Source organism: Paenibacillus algorifonticola (assembly GCF_050481745.1).
GTDB classification, from domain to species: Bacteria; Bacillota; Bacilli; order Paenibacillales; family Paenibacillaceae; genus Pristimantibacillus; species Pristimantibacillus algorifonticola_A.
The window spans coordinates 90075-107013 of record NZ_JBCNGR010000030.1; the positions used below are offsets into that span (position 1 = coordinate 90075).

The 16939-nt window shown below is 47.0% G+C and carries 18 protein-coding genes; 10 read left to right on the forward strand and 8 right to left on the reverse strand.

Features of this window, described 5'->3' with window-relative positions:
- Positions 1-7: 7 nt before the first annotated feature.
- The 4 genes from ABEW34_RS22305 to rbsK form a co-directional block, all read right to left on the reverse strand.
- The gene (locus ABEW34_RS22305) at positions 8-991 is read right to left on the reverse strand and encodes a LacI family DNA-binding transcriptional regulator (protein ID WP_430161491.1); all 984 of its coding nucleotides are present in this window, start codon (positions 989-991) and stop codon (positions 8-10) included.
- Between the two features lie 132 nt (positions 992-1123).
- Positions 1124-1339: a hypothetical protein gene (locus ABEW34_RS22310; RefSeq protein WP_430161493.1), complete on the reverse strand. Its 216-nt coding sequence runs from the start codon at positions 1337-1339 to the stop codon at positions 1124-1126.
- Positions 1336-1605: a D-ribose pyranase gene (gene rbsD / locus ABEW34_RS22315; RefSeq protein WP_430161495.1), complete on the reverse strand. Its 270-nt coding sequence runs from the start codon at positions 1603-1605 to the stop codon at positions 1336-1338. Before rbsD ends, ABEW34_RS22310 begins: the two co-directional genes overlap by 4 nt.
- A 40-nt stretch (positions 1606-1645) precedes the next feature.
- Positions 1646-2554: a ribokinase gene (gene rbsK, locus ABEW34_RS22320; RefSeq protein WP_430161497.1), complete on the reverse strand. Its 909-nt coding sequence runs from the start codon at positions 2552-2554 to the stop codon at positions 1646-1648.
- 249 nt (positions 2555-2803) lie between these two features.
- Here rbsK and ABEW34_RS22325 point away from each other — a divergent pair, with 249 nt between their 5' ends.
- Together ABEW34_RS22325 and ABEW34_RS22330 are read left to right on the forward strand one after the other, a co-directional pair.
- A complete protein-coding gene (locus ABEW34_RS22325) occupies positions 2804-3169 on the forward strand; it encodes a hypothetical protein (protein WP_430161499.1) in 366 nt (121 codons plus the stop codon).
- Between the two features lie 30 nt (positions 3170-3199).
- A complete protein-coding gene (locus ABEW34_RS22330; RefSeq protein ID WP_430161501.1) occupies positions 3200-3490 on the forward strand; it encodes a hypothetical protein in 291 nt (96 codons plus the stop codon).
- 48 nt (positions 3491-3538) lie between these two features.
- On the opposite strand, the gene fliB is transcribed toward ABEW34_RS22330, so the two are convergent.
- Positions 3539-4648 (reverse strand): flagellin lysine-N-methylase, encoded by a 1110-nt coding sequence (fliB, locus tag ABEW34_RS22335; RefSeq protein WP_430161574.1) that lies wholly within the window; start codon positions 4646-4648, stop codon positions 3539-3541.
- A gap of 779 nt (positions 4649-5427) precedes the next feature.
- On the opposite strand from fliB, the gene ABEW34_RS22340 reads away from it, so the two are divergent.
- Genes ABEW34_RS22340 through ABEW34_RS22350 form a run of 3 tightly spaced genes read left to right on the forward strand, consistent with a single transcriptional unit; the run spans position 5428 to position 7597 of the window.
- On the forward strand, positions 5428-5907 hold the full coding sequence (locus tag ABEW34_RS22340; protein ID WP_430161503.1) for a GreA/GreB family elongation factor: 480 nt from the start codon (positions 5428-5430) through the stop codon (positions 5905-5907).
- Complete coding sequence (locus ABEW34_RS22345) at positions 5897-6391, forward strand: cation:proton antiporter regulatory subunit (RefSeq protein ID WP_430161505.1); 495 nt, start codon at positions 5897-5899, stop codon at positions 6389-6391. The genes ABEW34_RS22340 and ABEW34_RS22345 overlap by 11 nt, the downstream gene beginning before the upstream one ends.
- Positions 6392-6394: 3 nt before the next feature.
- Complete coding sequence (locus ABEW34_RS22350; protein ID WP_430161507.1) at positions 6395-7597, forward strand: cation:proton antiporter; 1203 nt, start codon at positions 6395-6397, stop codon at positions 7595-7597.
- A 130-nt stretch (positions 7598-7727) separates the two neighbouring features.
- Here ABEW34_RS22350 and ABEW34_RS22355 read toward each other — a convergent pair whose 3' ends face one another.
- From ABEW34_RS22355 to ABEW34_RS22365, 3 genes are all read right to left on the reverse strand, one after another.
- Entirely contained in the window at positions 7728-8396 is a 669-nt protein-coding gene (locus tag ABEW34_RS22355; RefSeq protein ID WP_430161509.1) for a PspA/IM30 family protein, read from the reverse strand.
- A gap of 27 nt (positions 8397-8423) precedes the next feature.
- Positions 8424-8639, reverse strand: coding sequence for a PspC domain-containing protein (locus ABEW34_RS22360; RefSeq protein ID WP_430161511.1), 216 nt, complete (start codon positions 8637-8639; stop codon positions 8424-8426).
- A gap of 159 nt (positions 8640-8798) precedes the next feature.
- Positions 8799-9812 carry a LacI family DNA-binding transcriptional regulator gene (locus tag ABEW34_RS22365; protein WP_430161576.1) on the reverse strand — a complete coding sequence of 338 codons (1014 nt, stop codon included), beginning with the start codon at positions 9810-9812 and terminating at the stop codon, positions 8799-8801.
- Positions 9813-10058: 246 nt separating this feature from the next.
- Between ABEW34_RS22365 and ABEW34_RS22370 the strand changes: the two genes are divergently transcribed.
- From ABEW34_RS22370 to ABEW34_RS22390, 5 genes are all read left to right on the forward strand, one after another.
- A complete protein-coding gene (locus ABEW34_RS22370) occupies positions 10059-12149 on the forward strand; it encodes an amylo-alpha-1,6-glucosidase (protein WP_430161513.1) in 2091 nt (696 codons plus the stop codon).
- 101 nt (positions 12150-12250) lie between these two features.
- Positions 12251-13546, forward strand: coding sequence for an ABC transporter substrate-binding protein (locus tag ABEW34_RS22375; protein ID WP_430161515.1), 1296 nt, complete (start codon positions 12251-12253; stop codon positions 13544-13546).
- Between the two features lie 68 nt (positions 13547-13614).
- Positions 13615-14511 carry a carbohydrate ABC transporter permease gene (locus ABEW34_RS22380; protein ID WP_430161517.1) on the forward strand — a complete coding sequence of 299 codons (897 nt, stop codon included), beginning with the start codon at positions 13615-13617 and terminating at the stop codon, positions 14509-14511.
- Positions 14512-14526: 15 nt separating this feature from the next.
- The gene (locus ABEW34_RS22385) at positions 14527-15357 is read left to right on the forward strand and encodes a carbohydrate ABC transporter permease (RefSeq protein ID WP_430161519.1); all 831 of its coding nucleotides are present in this window, start codon (positions 14527-14529) and stop codon (positions 15355-15357) included.
- 225 nt (positions 15358-15582) lie between these two features.
- Entirely contained in the window at positions 15583-16836 is a 1254-nt protein-coding gene (locus tag ABEW34_RS22390; protein ID WP_430161521.1) for a DUF4367 domain-containing protein, read from the forward strand.
- Positions 16837-16939: the final 103 nt, after the last annotated feature.

The following is a 16939-nucleotide window of genomic DNA, read 5'->3' on the forward strand; positions in this document are numbered from 1 at the left end:
GTGGAAATCAGGTTGTAGCCTTCTGGAGCAGCTCGACCTCCAGCTCGTAGTTGCGCTTCTCAATCGGCTCGTTGTTGATCTGGCGAATTAAATAGTCCATAGCTGTCCGGCCAATCGTATAAATTTGCTGGGAAACGGTGGATAGTTCTGGGTAGACCATATCCATCCGGATGCCGTCAAAGCCAATCAGCTTGATCTGGGACGGGATGGATACGCCAAGCTCATGCAGCGCCTTGAGCGCCCCTGCTGCCATAAGGTCATTGCCGGCAAACACGCCGTCCACGTCGGGATGCTGGCGAAAAATATGCTTCATGGCCTCGTAGCCGCCAGCGACGCTGAAATGACCGGACGCGGTTAGGCTAGGCGTAAACCATGGCAGATGAGAACACATTTCCTCATAAGCGAGCGTCCGCTCACGGGCGGAATGCACATGAGATGGCCCGCATATATGGGCGATTTTGCCGCAGCCCGCGTATAGCAAATGCTGCACGGCGAGTTGGCCGCCGTAGCGGTTAGCTGCTGTAATCGTAACGATCGGATGGTCTGGAAAGCTATTATCAATGACGACGATCGGAATCGAGCGTTTCTGCAGGGAAATAATTTGCTCGGGTGAAATCGTATAAGAAGAAAGGATAATGCCATCGATTTGTTTATTGATAAGCGCTTCGATATACATTTTTTCCTTGTCGGGGTTATTGTCTGTATTGCAAAGGACAAGCGTATTGCCTTGTGAAGCGGCTGCATCCTCAGCAGCACGAGCAATTTCTGGGAAAAAGGGGTTTAGGATGTCGGGTACCATTAACGCGACGGCAGCTGTTTTTTTGCCTGCGAGGCTTCTGGCGATTGAATTAGGTTTGTAGTTAAGCTTCGCAACGGCTGCCTGAATAGCGGCTTCTGCTTCCTTGCTCACGTAACCGCTCTGATTGAACAGGCGTGAGACTGTAGCAACCGACACGCCAGCCAGCTTGCTGACATCTCTGATCGTGGTCATTTCTGGCAAATTCCTTTCAATGGTCTGGCCTTTTGAATAAGCGAGCTAGCGGGCGAGCAAAACAAGTGTGCTCACGTTTGGGAAAACGTTAGCACACTTGTTTTGGTCCGTCAAGAGAACAGGGGCCAGCTCTTATTTTGCAGCTGCGGAATCCTTCGTTATAAGTTCAAGATCAACGGGAATTGATTTTTCAACCGTTTCTCCCTTAACGATTTTAACGGCCGTTTGTACAGCTAAAATGCCCATCGCATCCGGTTTTTGAGCAACGGTTGCGCTCATGGTGCCTGCGAATACTTCCTTCACCGCATCATCCGTTGCATCAAAGCCTACGACGATAATATTTTTCAAACCAGCTGCTTCAGTATTTTTGGATGAAGTGCTGCGTTATGGGTCGTCATCTCTACGGCGATAACAGCCTTCTCTACCTCCATATCTGCAAGCACGGCCCCGAGTGTAACCATAAAAGAAGGGAGGCCGGGCATAAGCGCCAGATCAATGCGCTTTACCGAATCGGGTATCGGCAGGCCGCAATCGGCAATAACGATGCAGTCTGTATGCCCAAGTCGACCAAGTACGGATGTAATTTCGCTGTTTAGTATGCCTATTTTTTTCATGGAAATATCCTTTCAAATCAATTCAATTTCGGTAAGGGCATCAGCTTGATTGCTTAATGAATGCCTCGACAGCATGTCGAAGCGGCATACCGCTTTGTGCGCCAAGCTTTGTGACAGACAATGCGCTTGCAGCAACGGCAAACTGGGCAGCTTCCTGAAGAGAGGCCCCTTCGCTTAGCTTTACAGCTAAAGCGCCATTAAACGTATCGCCTGCACCTGTCGTATCTACAACTTCGACCTTATAACCAGGAATATGGCCCAATTCGCCATTTGCTCCTTTGTAATAAGCACCGCTGCTTCCCGCTGTCATTACGATTGGATTCGGATATTGCTCCAGCAGGGATTCTGGCGTGTTCTTGCGCCCCAGCCCCGTTACAATAGCCAGCTCGGATTCATTCGGCGTAATAAGATGAAGCTGGGCTAGCAGCTGCTCGGGCAGTCTTACCGCAGGGGCAGGATTCAAAATGACTGGAATACCAAGGGAATGGGCAAGCTTAATGGATGCCTCAACGGTTTCAAGCGGTATTTCATGCTGAAGCATCACCATATCGGACGCGGCGATGACTTCTTTCAGTGCAAGTATATCCTCCGGCAGCAAGCAGTGGTTTGCACCTGGAATGACGATGATGCGATTGTCGCCTTCCGTGACGGTTATCGCAGCGATACCGGTTGCCTTATAGGGAACCGTTTTCACATATGTCATATCAATGTTCTCCGCACCAAGTGCATCCCTCAACTGCTGCGCCATTGCATCCTCGCCGACACAGCCAATCATCGTAACCGCTGCTCCAAGCCTTGCACAGGCTACAGCCTGGTTCGCGCCTTTTCCGCCTGTAAAGCTTGAGAAAGCGTTGCCAATTAAAGTCTCGCCTTGCTGAGGCATAACATCCGTTTCTGTTACCATATCGATATTTAAACTGCCAATGACGGTAATTTTCGCTTGAGCCATAGGAACACCTCTTGTTTATGAATGTGTGATGTAATCGGTTACACATTGATATTTCTCATTTTAAGTCGCTAGATGCCGATTGTCAATAGGCAGGCGCAAGAAGAAGGGATTATACTAGTTCTATTGGCATGGCTGGTGTAAATAATCAGTCGACAGGCTGATATTATCGGGTTATAGCCGTATGATACAATTGTAAAATCATGTTTTTTGAGTTCCGGGGCATAATGGCCTTGGCTGGGAGGTGCTTTTATGGGGAAAGCAGAACTTACATATAAGCTGATCACGGATCATGCGGAATATAATAAAGAAGCGATTGAAGCATCGCTTATCACGGATGTCATATATGGATTTGAACCGGATTATGAGGATTTTATCGTGCTTGAGCCGAGCTTGCCGCTGGAAAACAGCATCTATTTGCAGGCCGCAACCGAAGGGAAAGGCATGAGCGGCTTCGTTGTGGAAATCCGGTTCGTGTATGCCGATGATTCGTTTAAACACTATGATTACAAGACGACGGATAAAGGCGAGATTGTTCGAATGTTTCTTGAATATTGGGGAGCACAGAAGCTGCCTGACCACTCGCAATGGAATGATATTACAAGCACGTTCGAGTAATCGTTACATAAGCTTAAGCGGAGGAGTAACATGCAGTACAAGCGTTTTATACTTTTTTCAATAGTCATAGTGGCATTGCTTATTTTACTCGTTAATACTAGCTTGTTTCAGGAAAATGCGGCCAAGGCAGCTTCCCATTACTATGTTCGTTCTCATTATGCAAGCAGTGAGTTTACTTTTCTGAAAATTGTTTATGATACTGACCACGGTAATTACACGGTTACATATAAGGACAATACGGAGCAGCAGTTTAGCTTTACGATGGCTCCACGCTATTTTCCTGTATTTGTGCGTTATGATCCGCTGGAGAGTCGCCTCTAAATAACAAAAGTTCCGACCCCTTTCAGTGGAGGTTCGGAACTTTTTTATTTAGTCATTTTTAATGAGCAGGCTCATATAGCCTAGCGTATGATAGCCTTGCTTTTTAAAATCATCGAGGATGTTTTTAAGAAACAGCGCGGTATGTTCATAGTTTTTAGAATAAGCTTGAATGAGCTTTACGGTCAGCTCCTCGGTTAATTGCTGATGGTGCGCAGCTATGCCGATAAGATGCAGCTTGATCATGGCAAATTCGGCCACGAGCATTTGATAGCTGTCAAAAACGGGGATGTTCACATGCATTTCCGCAAGCATCCGGCTATATAAATGATTCAAAATGAAATTCTCTAAAACGTGCGCATGCTGATCCATAAATGGCTTGTAATAATGCTCGTAAGAGTGAATATAGGTGCCTGCGATTGCTTCCAAAGAACTTCCATTTCGCGTCATTCCTTGTTTATAATCATGGATACATTCCCGGTAGCGGGCATTCCATATCGTATCATCCAAAATATCCATCAAATAATTATTCAAATATTGCAGTTGAAAAATAGGATCTAACGGATACACATTATAACTGCGCAGCTCATCGTTGTGGGAAACCTCTTCCTGAAACTGAACGCATAAATGAGGCAGCTCCTTATATTTTTTCTCATCCATCAGCAAGTTGACATTATCGCAAAACACACCAAGCAGAATAAGGCGATGGGGCACGCTGAATTCCCGATATTTCATAATCTCCATCATCTTGCGTATTTCAGGAAAGTAGAACTCCGGGCGATTCGGATCGAGAGCAGCGGCTGCTTTATGTTTATAGGTAACGGAGCCGATGTGAGCTAAATCGACCTCTACTAATTCCATCGCTTGCTCATCAAGCAATACTAATCGGGCCACCTCTGGGCAAGAAAGCTGGGCCGTCATTTCCAAGGCATTGCCTGTCTGATTAATGACACGGGGGTAGGTTCGGCATGTTTGGGACAGGTATGATTCGCCGAGTTCTAATTGAATCGAGCACATTCCTTGATCAAGCATGGCACAATCGCCTGTATTCGGGTTCAACTGCATTTCAGCATAATCTTGAACGCTGCTCTGCGGTTTAATGGATAAGTTTTGCTTCAATTTGCGTCTTAAGCTAGTATTGGTTACCGATTGGTATTTTATTTCGTATAGGTATGTTTATCAATACTGATCCCCCACCAAGCGCAGCAAGTATCTTCACAGGCAGAACCAATGCAAGTAAACTGCTTCATGTATTCTGGGACTTTATGTTGTGGAGATGTCATGCGAACTCTGTAACCTCACTTTCTTATTTGTTTTAAACATTATATATTTCAAAAATAGTGTATTAAGAAGAATAAATTCATGTCAAGCTGTATTTGAGTGAAAAGTTACAACGCAAAAATCCCGAACACTCCATATACAAGGTGATGCTTGGGATTTTTGTATAGCTTGCTGGCTAGACTATTTAGTTAGAAGAACCAAGCTCCGACACAACAACATCCATTTTCATGCTGTTCGCTAGAGTGCCGAAGTTGATCCAATGTCTTGCATTTACGAAAACGACATGGCCCTCTATAACGGCCGTTACCGATTTCCACACGGCAGATTGCTCAATCGTATTGAAGCTTCTGCATTTATATTTTTCAACAGCTTAGCGCTAGCGTTCACTTTTCAGCCTGTTATTCATTTAATGAGAATTGCAATCAGTTGTAGTTTGTACGAAATTTATAGTCTTTACAACCTCTTTTCCCGTTTTACAACCGCGTAGCTTGTCCCGTTAGATTTAAATTATAGCTGGACATATATTATTTGTTTGGTAAGCTTGTTATAAGGCCTCTGACGCAGAGGCCTTATATTATTTTAGGAGGAGAACAGCATGGAAAAAGCGGTTTATTGTTTATGCAAAATCAGTAATGTACGCATAGGGAGTGAGGTCTACTATGAACCATAGTATCGGTTTGTCCTATGCCCAAGAACAGCTTGTGTCGCAGCTTGCCGTGTTAGGTGTCGAGAGGAAACGCTTCCTCGACGCCTATTTTGTTATGCCGGGGAAAGAGCGTATGGAGATGGAACAATTTCTATTCTTGTATACGGAGGCCGTGCAAGAGCTTCTCTCGGAAACGGACATGCTAATGGAAGAAAAGCTTCAATCCATGGTGCTTATTGGCAGCCATATTACGATTGAATATCCTGAATATGAAGCGTTGGATTCCTTTACCATCGTGCTGCCTGAGCAGGCCAATCCAGACGAAAACCTCATTTCCTTTCTGTCGCCTGTTGGCAGGCAATTGCTTTTGGCACGTCTAGGCGAGTCGATCACTGTAGCGACACCATCGGGCCCCATGCGTGTCATTCTCGCTTCAATTAAGTTCACTGCTAACCTATTATCCAGGGAAGGAGGGGACGTAAGTGGATCTTAGAGAATCGGAATTGCCCGGTATTGGCCGAAAATACAGCCTGCGAACCCGCAGCGGGGAGCAGCTGGTTATCGTCGTTCATAATGATGAACGACGGGATATTTTTCATATGGACACAGATGAGCCTGATGAGATGCGGTCAATGGTCACACTTGATGACGAGGAAGCCAGAGTCGTATCGGCTATTATTGCGGGCATCACCTATAAGCCTAAATTTCTGGAGAATCAGGAAATAGCGTTAGATAGCTTGGTTATCGAATGGATTCGGCTGGAGCCTTTATCTAAATGCGTTGGCAAGCAGATTGGGGAGCTGGATATCCGCAAAACGACGGGTGCGACCATTTTGGCCGTAGTAGAGAAGGATAAGACGAAGCATATTAATCCTGGAGCGGAATACGTGTTTACGCCAAGCGTAACATTAGTCGTGGCAGGTGAACGCATTCAACTGAACCAATTAAAAAAACTTTTGCTGAATGGGGCACTTTAGCCCATGGAGACGCTCATATTTGAAGTCGGGATGGCACTGGCGCTCATTACGCTGACAGGCTTGCTCTCAGCGAAGCTTCGCTTCTCGGTTATTCCTTTTTATATTTTGATCGGAATGGCTGTAGGACCGCATGCACCGCATTTTTGGATTATTGATTTGCGGTTTATTGAGAGCTCCTCCTTTATCGAATTTATGGGACGTTTAGGCATTTTATTTTTGCTATTTTATTTAGGGCTGGAGTTTTCGGTAGCGCGGCTGTTGAAATCAGGTAAAGCGATAATCGTAGGCGGCTCCTTCTATGTCGCACTGAATTTTCTATCAGGGCTGCTGCTTGGCTGGATTACGGACTTGCCCATCAAAGAAACGCTAGTCGTTTGCGGCATTATGACCAGTTCCTCCACTGCTATTGTGGCCAAGGTGCTGGTCGACTTAAAGAGAACCGCGAATCCGGAAACAGAAATCATTATGGGTATGATCATGTTTGACGATTTGTTTATTGCGGTACACATATCGATTTTGACGGGGCTCATATTGAGCGGCGCATCTTCTTTTTGGAGCGTGTTGCTAATCTCTTTGACTGCACTTGTCTTTATCGTTGTATTTTTATATGTAGGCAGGAAAATTATTAAATATATTGATTTTGCGCTTAATATTAAATCGTCAGAGCTGTTTCTGCTGATGATTATGACACTGCTGTTTCTTGTAGCAGGCTTCTCGGAAACGCTTCATGTAGCAGAAGCGATTGGAGCATTGATGATCGGGCTTGTACTTGGTGAATCCAGGCATGTGAAGCGGATCGAGCAGCAGGTGTTACCCTTCCGCGATTTTTTCGGGGCGCTGTTTTTCTTTAGCTTTGGATTAACGATCGAACCAGCATCCTTGGGCGGTGCGGTCGGGATGACGCTGATCGCGGTACTGTTGACGCTGGTTGGCAATTTGGGAGCAGGCATGCTGGCGGGCCGTATTTCAGGCATTTCACCAAAGGCATCGCTTAATGTAGGCTTTACGCTCGTTTCCCGAGGCGAGTTCTCCATCATTATGGCGAACATCGGCAAAGCGGGCGGTTTAATGGCCTCCATTCAATCCTTTGCGGTGCTGTATGTCTTAATTCTTGCTGTGCTCGGCCCTTTGCTTACGAAGGAGTCCAAGTGGATCTATCAAAGCTATGAGCAGATGAGGAAGAGACTGAGGCGCTCAAGAGGATAACGGACGGTGTTCGAAAAAAGAACAGGAGCCACTCAGTAAGCAGTATGACTGCTAAAGGAGTGACTCCTGTTTATTTTCCAGCCGCGAAACGGTAGCTTTGCCGCGAGAGAATGGCGACAGCCGCTTACGCTTAGCTGACGGATTTTTTCTGCAATAACCGCTGCAGCTCTTCCTCTACTCTTGCGCTTTGCTGCTCATTTTGCTGGGTATTTCCTGCCGTGTCACGACCCACACCGTAGGGGGATTTAGACAACTCCTGCTGTGCTTCCCGTTCCATCAGCTTCTGCTCAATACGGTCAAAACCTCGGGAAGCGAAGCTTCCGTGCAAGTAATCCGCTGATGAATAGCCAGTGGCTCCGTCTGTTTTTTTCATGCGCAGCACGAGCTCTTTGCGTTTTTCATGCAGCCGAATTTTCTCTTCCTTGAGCGATTCCAGACGCAGACCGAGCTCAAACGCGCTCTGCTTGGCTAGCTGAGCCAGTTTTGAGGTTTCTTCGCGTTGATCGGCATAAGCCAGTTTTGCTTCAAGTGCAGCACGTGCTTCTTCCTCGCGTTCACCTGCGACCGCTTGCTCTGCTTTGCTTTCATAGTAGTCGGCTTGTTGCTGCAGCTCCGAAAGCTTTGCCAGAAAAGCACGCTCTTGCGCCTGCTGATGCAAGCTCTCTCGTTCAGTGTTTGCAATGTCCTCGTCCAGATCCCGTAAATACTGGTTAAGCATCGTCACCGGGTTTTCCATTTTATCTAACATTTCATTGGCCGCTGCCTTCGTCATACTAAATACACGTTGTAAAATTCCCATTCTATCATCTCTCCTCAAAATTAATTTTTAGTAGTTATCAGAAAATCTGAAATCGCCATGTGGAGCCTTTGGAACCACCAACGTCGCAATGAAGTAGGCAAGGATGACTGCACCGCAGCTGAAAAGTGATGCAATAACAACAAGCAATCTTATTATAGTAGGATCAATGCCGAGCCAGTGGCCAATTCCTCCACAGAGACCAGTTAGCTTGCTGTCCGTCGTTGATCGAAATAATTTTTTCATAACGTTCATCCTTTCCCGTGTTCGTCTATGTCCTTATTGTAATGCGCTCCGCGAGGTTGCGTAACGGACCGCAGTCCGTTCAGCATACTAGCCTTTAGGCGGGCATCAACGCGACAAATGTCGGGGGAAGGCAGGCTGTCAGAGAAAGCGGTACCTGATCTAAGTTAATCTTCGCACGCTCTCGCGTTTTACAAGCTCCGTGTTCATAACAATATGGTGGCTCACATTGCGTCCTTCCAGCAAATCGACAAGCAATTGGGCGGCTTGATAGCCAAGCTCATATTTATGCTGATTTACCGTCGTAATAGCGGGAGAATGGTAAGCGGTAATATCAATATTGTCGAAGCCGACAATGGAGATATCACCTGGCACACTACGGCCAAGCCCTCTAACAGCTTGAATGGCTCCAAGCGCCATGAGATCGCTGGCACAGAATATAGCCGTTATTTCAGGATGAAGGGACAGCAAGCGATAAGCGGCTTCCTTGCCGCCAATATCAGAGAAGGAGCCATCAAGCACATAAGCGTCGTTATAGGTGATATGACAGTTCTCCAGCGCTTCTTTATAGCCTTGTAAGCGATGAATGCTGACATCTGCTTGATTGTGTCCGTTAATCATGCCAATATGGCGGTGGCCGTTATCAAGCAAGTGGCTGACTGCCGTGTAAGCGCCATGTACATTATCGGCGGTGATGTAGCCCACGTTAGGTCCTTGTAGTGGAATATCAATCAGAATGCATGGAATATCCGATGACACTATTTCTTTGAGGTAAGGATCATCCAGCCGAATGCCCATTATGATGACGCCGTCGACTCCACGTTCTTGGCAGAGCGTCTTATACGATTTCATTTTCTGCTTCTGCGGCGTTGTGCTGAACAAGACGAGATCATAGTCGAGTTCTCCAGCGCGGTCATTCATTCCGCATAAAACCTCAAATGCGATATTGTCTTTGGAACTGGCCCTTGTTACGTTAGAGAGGAGCAGACCGAACGTTTTCGTTTTTTTGGATACGAGCGAGCGTGCCGCCATATTTGGACTGTAGCCCAGTTGTTCGGCAATCGCTTTTATTTTTTTGCGCGTCGTTTCATTTACGTCGTCATAGCCGTTCAAGGCTCGTGATACTGTCGTGACAGAAACGCCTGCGGCTTTGGCAATATCTTTAATGGTTACCATCTGCGTCAATAGACTCCTTCCAAGCATATAAATAAATAATAGGAGAAGTGGGCATCCATATTATTTTATAATAGGGGTTGTAAATGCTTACATCGTGCTCTATAATGCAATTATAAACGATCCGAAACGTTTTGGGAATGATGGAACTATCGAAATAATAAGCTAGTTATTTTTTTTGTTTTGTTTCCGAAGCGTTTCGGATTGGGAATTTAGCTTGTTCTACATCAAGAGAAATGAGGGTTACTATTGGATTATCGTGTTATAAAGGAGAACCAATTATTTTTGATTACCGATAAGAATGGAGACATTTCTCCAGAGAGCGGAAATGGCTTATATACTTCAGATACGCGGTTTTTAAGCCGTTTCGAGATCGATATTAATGGGCAAAAGCCCGTGCTGCTATCGTCCTCCGCAGATGAGAACTATATTGCAGAGATTCGTCTGACGAACCCTCATATGGAGAAGGATGGGCAGCTAATATTATGGCGTGAATCGGTCGAAATTATAAGAAAACGCTTTATTTACGAAGGTTCGCTATACGAAACGTTTCGGATAACGAGTTATTTTCCTAAGCCGATTAGGTTTGATTTTTCCGTATGGCTAGATGCTGATTTTACGGACATGTTTATCGTTCGCGGGTTCCAATATGGCGATATTGGCAGCAAGATTGGCGATGTTACTTATCCCGGCAAGCGAATTATCTCTTACAAGGGCGCAGATCATGTGACAAGGGAGACGAGAATTAATTGGCATGGTTCAGCTAGCACAGTGGATGAGGCTGGAAAAATTCATTTTGATGTGGAACTGTCGCATGGCATGTCTACGGAAATCACTTTTACGGTCATGCCGGTTATCGATGGCCAGGCTCCGAAGCGCTATGAAGCTGAAGAAGCGATACAGAAGCTGCGCGACTCTTATGAGGAGTGGGATGGCAGCTGCACTTCCATTAGCAGTGATCTTCCAGCATTTAATCGGCTGTTCGATCGCAGCGTTCAGGATTTGCGAGTTTTAATGACGGATGTCGGCCATGGTCCGTTCCCAGTTGCGGGTCTTCCTTTATTCGCGGTGCCGTTTGGACGTGATAGTCTAATTGCCGCTCTCCAGATGCTGTCACTTAATCCGTCGATCGCTAGGGGAACGCTGCTTACGATGGCCTTCTATCAAGGAACGAAGGAAGATGAATGGCGGGATGAGCAGCCGGGGAAAATTATGCATGAAATCAGGTATGGCGAGCTTGCAGGGACGAATCAGGTACCTTTCACGCCTTATTATGGCACGATTGATGCAACTCCACTCTTTCTGCTGCTGGCAGCAGAATATTTTCATTGGACGGCTGATACAAAGCTGATTAAACAGCTGCTTCCTAATATCGATGCGGCGCTGCAGTGGATCGACCGTTACGGTGACGCGGATGGAGACGGTTTTGTCGAGTACGTACAGAAATCGGCGAAAGGAATCGCTAACCAGGGCTGGAAGGATTCGTCGGATTCTATTGTTCACGCAGACGGTGAATATGCGCTTGCTCCGATTGCTCTGGTAGAGGTGCAAGGCTATGTGTACCAGGCGAAAAAACGTCTGGCTCCGCTGTTCCGCCACATTGGGGACAGTGCTCGTGCAGATGCTCTGGAGCGTGAGGCCCTACTACTGCAGGAACGCTTTGAGGAGCATTTCTGGATGGAGGATGAGCAGTTCTATGCCATCGCGCTGGATGGGACAAAACGGCAGGTGCATTCCGTTACGTCCAACGTTGGACATATTCTGATGAGCGGCATCTCTTCACCGGAACGTGCCGAGGCAGTAGCCCGAAGGCTGGTAGCAGCAGACATGTTTAGCGGATACGGCATTCGGACGATGAGCACGGGAGCCGCAGGCTATAATCCGATGAGCTATCATGACGGAAGCGTTTGGCCTCATGATAATGCGATGAGCGTTATTGGCTTAAGTCAAAGCGGTTTTTCAAACGAGGCGATTGCTGTCATGAACGGCTTGCTGCGGGCATCAGAGCAATTCGAGTATGCGCGTCTCCCTGAATTATTTTGCGGCTATGAAGATTCACTGGGCTATCCCGTCCAATATCCGGTCGCTTGTTCGCCTCAGGCATGGGCTGCGGGCACCTCGCTCACATTCGTACAGGCGATGCTGGGCATCGTCCCGGATGCGCTGGAGCGCAAAATTACGCTGCAGCCGAATTTTCTGCCAGGGATGAATGAGCTGAAGGTCGACCGTCTATACGTCGGCGAGGGATATCTTGGGCTGCGCATTGTCACCGGTCAGTCAGGAGTGCCAGAGGTCACAGTGCTGGCGAACGATACAGGGTACAAGTTGGAGATCGTATAAGCGAGGCAGCACCGGAAAGCGTAACCGTTTGCGTATGCTTAAAGGCAAGCAGGAAGCAGCTTTCCGATTCCATAACGTTAATAATAGGGAGGGTTTTTAGGATGAAAAAGAAATGGATTTCGCTGTTATCTGTACTAATTATCTCAACTAATCTGCTTGCAGCATGTGGAGGCAACAACTCAAATGCTGGAACGAATACGGGAGCAGGCGCTTCGCCAGGAACAGAAGGAGAGCCAGTGACGTTGACCTTGGCTGGCTGGACGTCCAGTGCGGATGAGAAAGAGCTGCTCCAGCAAACGCTGAATGAATTTGAAGCGAGCAATCCGGGCATCAAGGTGAAATACGAAATTATTGCCGATCAATACATGGATGTTATTAAAACCCGCTTAATTGGTGGCAATGGCCCTGATGTATTCTATATGGATGCTTCGGAAGCTCCGGGCATCATCAAGAGTGGGGTGCTTGAGCCGCTCGACAGTTATGTGACGGCGGACTTTGACGTAGCGGATTTTGAGCAGCCGCTGCTCAGCGCATTCCAGCAGGATAACAAGACATACGGTTTCCCTAAAGACTTTTCCACGCTCGCCATGTTCTATAACCAAAAAGATTTCGCAGATGCCGGCATCACAAGCCCGCCGAAAACGTGGGAAGAACTGCTCGCAGCTGCCAAGAAGCTGACAAAAACCGAGAATGGCAAAATCGTGCGATACGGTTTCGGGGCTGCACCTGAACTCGCTCGTCAAATGTATATGTTGAAAGCGTTCGGAGGAGCAATGTCCGACGATAACGGCAATGCTACCTTTGCATCTGAGGATGCACTCAAAGGTTTGCAGCTCGTTGTGGATATGCATAATGTAGATAAATCCTCCGGCGAGCCGAAAGAAGTTGGCGCGGGCTGGACGGGTGAAATGTTTGGTCAAGGAAAAGCGTCGATCGTATTCGAGGGCAACTGGGCAGTGCCCTTCCTTGAGAGCAACTATAAGGAGCTGAAGTACGGTACTGCACAATTGCCGACTGTAAACGGCAAGCAAGGCACGATGGCATTCCCGGTAGCTTATGTGATGAACAAAGATTCGAGGCAAAAAGAAGCAGCATGGAAGCTGCTGTCTTATTTGACTGGCAAGGAAGGCATGAAAACTTGGACGAGCAAAGGATTCGCCCTCCCTACACGCAAATCGGTAGCTTCAGAGCTAGGCTATGACAAGGATCCTATTCGCGGTGCTATCGTGGCAGGTGCCTCCTACGCAACACCTTGGGTAGACAAAGAGACGCTTCCGACGATTATGAACAACTTCAACAATCAATTCATTGATGCTTATTCTGGCAAGACACCGCTTGCTGATGCATTGAAAAAAGCGCAGGATACCGCTAATAAAGAAATTGAGGCTGCAAAATAGGAAAAGAGGAGCACGGGGGAGACAAATTCCCCCTTTTGCTTTTTTCTTTAGAAAGGAAGGCGCGTCAGATGAACGATCGCACGGTCTTAAAGCGGAAGCTTCGGAACACGCTGACTGGCTATTTGTTTCTGCTCCCGGTATTGCTCGTATTGGGCACATTTTTATTTTTACCTGTATTTTATTCGATGTATTTATCTGTCAACAAAGTCACCCTGCTAGGGGAAGTCAGCTACAGGTGGATAGGCTTCGACAATTTTTCACGAGTCATTCTTGATGAGCGTGCACTGATCGCTTTGAAAAATACGGCCTCATTCGTTTTGTTCGTAGTTCCGCTTCAGACGGTTCTAGCTATTGCGCTGGCGGTCGTCCTAAATGCGAAGATTAAATTTAAAAATTTGTTCCGCACCATTTATTTTGTTCCAACGGTCACCTCATCCGCCGTTCTTACGCTTATATTTATGTGGATTTTTAATACGAATGGCTTGCTGAACAAAGTATTGGAGTTCGCGGGCCTCCATGGCTATAACTGGCTGGGTGATCCGGCTGTTGCCCTCAAGGCGATTATGATGATGAACATTTGGTCAACAGCACCATTCTTTATGGTCGTGTTTCTAGCCGCTTTGCAGGACATTCCAGATGCACTGTACGAATCTGCGAGTCTGGATGGAGCAGGCAAGCTGAGACAGTTCTGGTCGATTACGCTGCCCCAGCTGAAGCCCGCGACCTTTTTCACTGTCGTCATGGGCATTATCGGAACATTCCAGCTCTTCGACCAGTCCTATATATTTTCGGCCGGCTCTGGTGGGCCTAATAACTCGACGTTAACAGTGGCGCTGCTGATTTATCAATATGCGTTCAAAAACTTGGATTTCGGCTATGCTTCGGCGCTTGCGGTTATGCTGGCAGCAGTTATCCTCCTTATTACGCTCATTCAACGCAAATTATTTACGGAAGATACAAACTGAGGAGGGTGTATCATCATGCAGACCCGTTCATTCAAAATCGCGAATATGCTGCTGTACGCCGTCTTGATCTTGTATGCGTGCATCACATTGATTCCGTTCCTGTGGGCGATCTCTTCCTCGTTCAAGACGCTGGCAGAGATCGTCTCAGGCAGTGTTAACTTTATTCCGAAAACGTTCACCGTGCAAAATTACTACGATATTTTTGTCAAAGAGCCGCTCTTTGGACGGTGGATGCTGAACAGTGCAATCGTAGCTATCATAGCGACAAGCTGCAACATCTTGTTCAATTCAATGGCTGGTTATGCGCTGGCACGGATTGATTTTTATGGCAATAAGATCATGTTCGTTCTTATTCTGGCCGTACAGATGATTCCAGGGCAATTAACGATTGTCCCTTCCTATTTAATAATGAAAAACCTGGATTTGCTCAATACGTATGCTTCACTGACGCTGCCGATGATGGCGAATGCCACCTTCATCTTTATGATGAGGCAGTTTTTCGTCAGCTTTCCGAAGGAATTGGAGGAAGCCTCGCAAATCGATGGCTTAAACCGCTTCGGAACCTTTTTCCGCATTGCTCTTCCGCTTGCAATGCCGGCACTTGCGGCACAGACGATCTTCGTATTTATGGGAGCCTGGAATGAGTTTCTGAAACCGCTCATGTTTATTTCCGATGCAAACATGTTCCCGCTGACACTAGGCTTGAACACTTTCAAGGGTCAATATATTAGCAATTGGAACTATATTATGGCGGCCTCCATGGTCTTTACGATACCAGCCCTGCTGATTTATGTGTTGTTCAATCGTTTCTTTGTCAAAGGGGTTACATTCACAGGAGGAAAATAGCGCAGCGTCCGTACAGAAGCCGTTTCTTTGTTGCACAAACGCAACACTGAAGCGGCTTTTTCCAGAGAGTTCGGGATTTCCTTGGTTGAGCCCGGTTTCTGTACAACTAAGCAGTCCTGTTTGCGAATAAAAAAGAGCCAAGCCATTGCCAGTCCGCATAAATGTCCAAGTTCCCTCATACACATGAATCAGATGGCAAAACATTGTGAAGAGGGGATGATTTTAATGCGTCGCATGACATGGGCCGCGGCAATGATATTATGTTTTTCACTCGTATTGGCTGCCTGCGGGACGAAGGATGCCGAGTCCGTGGTGAAGGATCTGGACAAGGTAGTAAATGGGCTTGAGAGCTATCAAGGAAGCGGGACAATGACACTGCATACGGGACAACAGCCGCTTACCTACAAGGTTGAAGTATCCTACCAGAAGCCGCAATATTACCGCATTAAGCTAACTAATGAAGAAAAAGACATTACCCAAATTGTATTGCGCAATGACGATGGTGTTTTCGTCCTGACGCCGCGACTCAATAAAGTGTTCCGTTTCCAAAGCGACTGGCCGCAAAATCAAGGCCAGGTTTATTTGTACCAGACACTGGTGCAGAGCATTCTGCTTGATAACTCGCGCCAATTTGCTTCTGAAGAAAGTGCCTACGTCTTCGACGTCATGGCGAATTACAATAATGGTTCATTGGCGCGGCAAAAGATTTGGCTAGACAAGTCGAGCTACAAGCCAGTCCATGTCGAGGTCAGCGATGCCAATGCTGCGCTTATGGTCGAGGTGCAGTTCAATACGTTTGAATTCGGCTCTAAATTTGATAAAAGTGTTTTCGAAACAGAGGCTAATATGAAGTCGACCCCATCGAGCAGCGGCACAGGCGACCAAGCGACTTCGGCTATGCCGGAGGATAATGCCAATATCAATGGCATGGACAATAATCAGGCATCTGGCTCGGACAATAATGCAGGCGGGCAGAACGATGTGGACAGCAGTACAGGCATCTCCGGCAATGCCAATACAGATGGCAATTCGGAGCAAAACAACGGCACCGATCAAAATGCGAGTACAGAGCAAAATACAGACGACAGCTCGAATGCAAATGAGGAAGCCAATGAGACAAGCGCGCTGCCGGATGATGGCGTGTTCCTGACAATGGCTCCGACTTATTTGCCAGATGGTGTCGTTTGGAAAGACAGCAGTGATGTGGAGTTCGCTGGGAATCCTGGGCAGTTGACTCGCTATACAGGTGTTTACGACTTCTCGCTCATTCAGACTCAGCCGCACGATCAAGCAGCTTCGCTCGTACCGGGCATCTTGGTGGATCTTGGCTTTACGTGGGGAGAGCTCACCTCGGGAACCGAGCAGCAAACGCTCAGCTGGACTTATGAAGGCGATCAGTTCAGGCTGGCAAGCGCCACGCTGCCAGAAACCGAAATGATTAAAATTGCCCAATCCGTGCAATCGGGTGTCGATAAATAGGAAGAACCGTGAATTTCCAAGACGTGCTAATCAAATCCGGCAGTCATTTCATTGACAGTCCTGACGGCAACGTATAACATTATTACTATTGATGTTTACTGGC

Excerpts from the sequence above, each read along its gene's own strand:
- ABEW34_RS22305 (WP_430161491.1), bottom strand. The coding sequence starts at position 991 with ATGACCACGATCAGAGATGTCAGCAAGCTGGCTGGCGTGTCGGTTGCT.
- rbsD (WP_430161495.1), bottom strand. The coding sequence starts at position 1,605 with ATGAAAAAAATAGGCATACTAAACAGCGAAATTACATCCGTACTTGGT.
- rbsK (WP_430161497.1), bottom strand. The coding sequence starts at position 2,554 with ATGGCTCAAGCGAAAATTACCGTCATTGGCAGTTTAAATATCGATATG.
- ABEW34_RS22325 (WP_430161499.1), top strand. The coding sequence starts at position 2,804 with ATGGGGAAAGCAGAACTTACATATAAGCTGATCACGGATCATGCGGAA.
- ABEW34_RS22330 (WP_430161501.1), top strand. The coding sequence starts at position 3,200 with ATGCAGTACAAGCGTTTTATACTTTTTTCAATAGTCATAGTGGCATTG.
- ABEW34_RS22340 (WP_430161503.1), top strand. The coding sequence starts at position 5,428 with ATGAACCATAGTATCGGTTTGTCCTATGCCCAAGAACAGCTTGTGTCG.
- ABEW34_RS22350 (WP_430161507.1), top strand. The coding sequence starts at position 6,395 with ATGGAGACGCTCATATTTGAAGTCGGGATGGCACTGGCGCTCATTACG.
- ABEW34_RS22355 (WP_430161509.1), bottom strand. The coding sequence starts at position 8,396 with ATGGGAATTTTACAACGTGTATTTAGTATGACGAAGGCAGCGGCCAAT.
- ABEW34_RS22360 (WP_430161511.1), bottom strand. The coding sequence starts at position 8,639 with ATGAAAAAATTATTTCGATCAACGACGGACAGCAAGCTAACTGGTCTC.
- ABEW34_RS22365 (WP_430161576.1), bottom strand. The coding sequence starts at position 9,812 with ATGGTAACCATTAAAGATATTGCCAAAGCCGCAGGCGTTTCTGTCACG.
- ABEW34_RS22375 (WP_430161515.1), top strand. The coding sequence starts at position 12,251 with ATGAAAAAGAAATGGATTTCGCTGTTATCTGTACTAATTATCTCAACT.
- ABEW34_RS22380 (WP_430161517.1), top strand. The coding sequence starts at position 13,615 with ATGAACGATCGCACGGTCTTAAAGCGGAAGCTTCGGAACACGCTGACT.
- ABEW34_RS22385 (WP_430161519.1), top strand. The coding sequence starts at position 14,527 with ATGCAGACCCGTTCATTCAAAATCGCGAATATGCTGCTGTACGCCGTC.
- ABEW34_RS22390 (WP_430161521.1), top strand. The coding sequence starts at position 15,583 with ATGCGTCGCATGACATGGGCCGCGGCAATGATATTATGTTTTTCACTC.